This is a genomic window from Idiomarina sp. UBA4206 (genome assembly GCF_002383015.1).
Classification (GTDB): Bacteria; Pseudomonadota; Gammaproteobacteria; order Enterobacterales; family Alteromonadaceae; genus Idiomarina; species Idiomarina abyssalis.
The window spans coordinates 3,579-7,105 of the sequence record NZ_DFTS01000008.1 but is presented as its reverse complement, the minus strand read 5'-3'; the positions used below and the strand labels follow the sequence as shown (position 1 = coordinate 7,105).

4 protein-coding genes are annotated in these 3,527 nt (G+C 41.7%); 1 reads left to right on the top strand and 3 read right to left on the bottom strand.

Translation table 11 applies throughout. From position 1 onward, the window contains the following. Nucleotides 1–779: 779 nt before the first annotated feature. Nucleotides 780–1,085: a hypothetical protein gene (locus tag B3180_RS00930; RefSeq protein ID WP_278358915.1), complete on the top strand. Its 306-nt coding sequence runs from the start codon at nucleotides 780–782 to the stop codon at nucleotides 1,083–1,085. Between the two features lie 75 nt (nucleotides 1,086–1,160). On the opposite strand, the gene B3180_RS00925 is transcribed toward B3180_RS00930, so the two are convergent. From B3180_RS00925 to B3180_RS00915, 3 genes are read right to left on the bottom strand one after another with little or no spacing between them, the layout of a single operon-like run. Beyond that, nucleotides 1,161–1,985, bottom strand: a complete 825-nt coding sequence (locus B3180_RS00925; protein ID WP_278358916.1) for a hypothetical protein — start codon at nucleotides 1,983–1,985, stop codon at nucleotides 1,161–1,163. A 12-nt stretch (nucleotides 1,986–1,997) separates the two neighbouring features. Next, the gene (locus B3180_RS00920; RefSeq protein ID WP_278358917.1) at nucleotides 1,998–2,558 is read right to left on the bottom strand and encodes a hypothetical protein; all 561 of its coding nucleotides are present in this window, start codon (nucleotides 2,556–2,558) and stop codon (nucleotides 1,998–2,000) included. Next, nucleotides 2,549–3,328, bottom strand: a complete 780-nt coding sequence (locus B3180_RS00915) for a TIGR04255 family protein (RefSeq protein ID WP_278358918.1) — start codon at nucleotides 3,326–3,328, stop codon at nucleotides 2,549–2,551. Before B3180_RS00915 ends, B3180_RS00920 begins: the two co-directional genes overlap by 10 nt. Nucleotides 3,329–3,527 lie beyond the last annotated feature (199 nt).

Below are 3,527 nucleotides of genomic sequence, written 5' to 3'. Positions count from 1 at the left end.
CGCTGCAGACTATGAACCTGAGCTCAAAATTCATAAGGATGGCAACATTATTACTTTAAAAAGCTATTCGCTGTCCTCTGCTAAGAATTGGCCACGAAGAACACGTCAACTATGTTCACTATTATTGCGTGGTTGGGAGGATATCGGTCTTGCTTGAAAAATCAAAAATCACAGAGTTTCCAGTAGAGCTTCGTAAGTACTGCGTTTCTGATTTAAGCGTTCGAAACGAGGATCAGGCGATAATTTTATACACTCCGAATGCAAAACTAAGTGAAACAGCACAGCCTGGTTTTATTTCTAAAAACCAACTAGATAATTTAACGAAAAGGTTATCAAAGAGATATGATACTAAATGTGACGTTATTTATTTAAAGTCAGATAAGCTCGAGTTTCTGAGTAAAGGGTTCGAAACGCTATTAAGCGCGAAATTTCCAATGCTGTCCGTGATAAGTCCACCATTCCCAGCTTCATTCAAAAATTTGTGAATAAGCCAACCCTGTTAGTTGAAGTTTTAACCAACCATCCCCAAATAATCCACAAGGTGAGGATTTAGCTCGTACCTCGCTGATACAACTTCGCTAAATTTTCCATGAGGTAAATCACATGGCGCAGACGAGTGGTGGTAAGAAGAAGGTTCATGTACCAGCCTACAAGAAAAAGGATGGTACGAAAGTCCCTGAGCATTACCGTTCAACCCCGAACTAAGAAACTTAAGGGGCAGTTTGCAGTCGCCCCTTCCTTATACCAGTTCGATACTAAATTTAATACAAGGAAGGGCAATGATTAAAGTCATAATCAACGAGCAAGAACGAATTTGGGATAGTAGCCAGGCAGGGTGGATTAATGGCACCATCAATGAACTGCAAAAAGCAGGCGAGCCCACCTGCGTTAGAGTATTAATTGAGTACGGCAATATAAATTTGTGCCTCAGCGCCGGAGCCTGCTCTAAATCTAGCGGTGGCGGCCGCCCATTGAACACTCATGAAGCTGAAATGGTTGACTATTGGGAGCAACTAAGCGTTGAAAGTAGTCCATTAAATGGCGGAAAGCTTATCGCGTTTTTGAATCAAATAAAAACCCGTTAAAAGTGTGAACTTTGGCTATGTTTATATCAAGCTTACAGTTCGAATTAATGCATTTGCAGGTATTTTAAACTGAGTTTATTCCATTACCTCTACAGGTAGCGCTGTGCCAGCGCTATAAGAAAGATCATCATAATAAAAACGCTTAAACCTACGGATAACAGCAATCGAAATTTCATCTTCTCTTGCTAGCCGAATGGTGACGTCCATTTGGGCTGCGCGTAATACTTCTGCATGTTTTTCAAGTGCTGATTCGGCAGCGCCGATATCACCATCAAAGTCTACAGGAATAGTGCCCAAGAGATTTACTCGGTACTGCTCACCATCGGCAATTTCATCAAAAGGATGGATTTCAACATACATCCCAGATAGCTCATTAGTCGCTTTTTTTGCCTTTTGCCTGAGTTTCCCTTTTCGATCAAATGCATCAATTCGTCTATTGAACTCACTGGGTAAAGCTGGACGTGAGTACCGAGCGGCAAGCCAATCTGAGAAATGTCGCAAGTCGTATTCTTCAAATAGTCTCGTATCGTCAGGAGAGCGCTCAGAAAACCAAGCTTTAGCAATGAATTGTTTATCAAAGGCTTTAATTTCTATGAGCCTTTCTTCCGATAGAGAATTGCTATTAACTCTTTGAATGAAACTCGTGTGCAGTAAGCGAGCATTTTTATTATGCCGATAATTACCATTTAAACTATCCAAACCGCCTTGCACAAAATAAACCTCAACATTGGGTTCAAGCTCTAAGTTGTCGTTCGCGATATCACAAGACTGCGAGGATACAACGGCATAATACTCAAATTCAGGCTCAAACCCGCACAGTTTTGCAAGCTCTGCCGCGTCCTCATCCTTAAGAATTGAACCTTGCCGCCATCCACTATCTTCGAGTTTGCTTCCCATCATAACTCGTAACCTTTAGGCAAATGGATCTGACAATGATTTGTTCTTTGCTCCGCGCAACATTAATCTGTTGCCAGCAAATAAAATTAAGTCCTTTTCACCTTTTTTAATAAGGTCAAAAAGAGATAGCTCTTCAATTACCGGTTCACGAAGCTGCTCACCTGGATGTGGTAAACCGCTTTTCACCCATTCATTTGCGGTCATTTGGAGCTCATGAATATGAACCAGCGTATTAGAACGTGGGGCAACACCCTCAATCCAGTTATAAATCGTTTTTCTAGTAGTTCCTAAAATCTCAGCAAGCTGTTCTTTGGTTAGTCCGAAGGTTCCACAGATTTTATCTATCGCAATAGCTATTGAGTTCCCTGTTTGAACTACAAAAGAAACTCCTGCTCCACTGTGAGATTGCGCTAGGGTTACGGTGAATTTTCCTCCGGACCCGTTTACTACTCCAGGGATAGGCGACTCTACATCGTTACATGTTAGCGTTATGACAGGTTGAGATGCCCGTTTGCTATACATGTATCCATGAAGCTCTTGAGTCGCTAAATTGAAATCCGGGGCAGCTAATTCCATTTTTTGTCCCTCGCAAATTCTGTAGTGACTTCCCAAAACGCTGCTCGTGACGCGTCGTGTAAATCAGATAGTCTGCTAAGGACCTCATCACAGTTGAAAGATACTGATTCGTCACCCGCTTCCCAAATATGATCGAAGTCAAGAATTAACCTTAATGACGGTGTATCATCACGCTTAATTTGTACCGGAACATTATCAATGTCTGGTGGGCAGGTTAGCGGCATCTCACCAAACCATGAGCGAATAGATAGCGTCCCATGTTGCGTTTCAACATAATTCTCTGTTTTCAGGTGTCTTGTTCTCCCGATTCCCGCTGTCGTTGCTGTAGGAATAAATTTCCTATCAACTAACTGGATGAATTCATCCTCATTATTAGCCGTAATTAAATCACAATACCTGAGTCCAACCCTTAATAATAATGAAGGATCTATAATTTCAATAACCTTATCAAGAACGTTCTTACACGCTTCAGAAAAGCCCTCGAACCGCGGATATGCATTAGTAAAATAAATAAGTCGATCTTGACTGATATCAATAGCATGCTTTTTATCACTTGATGCAAATGACCAACGGCTAATGGACGTGACTTCTAAACCATCAGGTTTGACGTGAACGGACTGCTCTGCACTTTTACGGAATGTAGGGTACTGTTTCCGAAGCATTTCTTGGAGCTCCGGAATGTATTGCTCAATTTGCAGAATTTGGGAAAACCGAAATTCGGCAAGAACCAGCTTAAGCGGCTGATTCTCAAGCTTTTTGTAGTCAGTCACACCAATAATCCTTATAGTTCAGTCAACAGCGGGACGAAATTATACATTAAATTACACACTGCTTCTATCAATGTATGTGACATCCAAAAGTTTAGCAAGTTTCCTTTTTGGATATGTTTAATTCATTCCGACCCAAACCAGCGGCTCAACCACATCAGCAACCTTCTGCTGCGCCTGACGCCGGGTACTTGATGGCGAC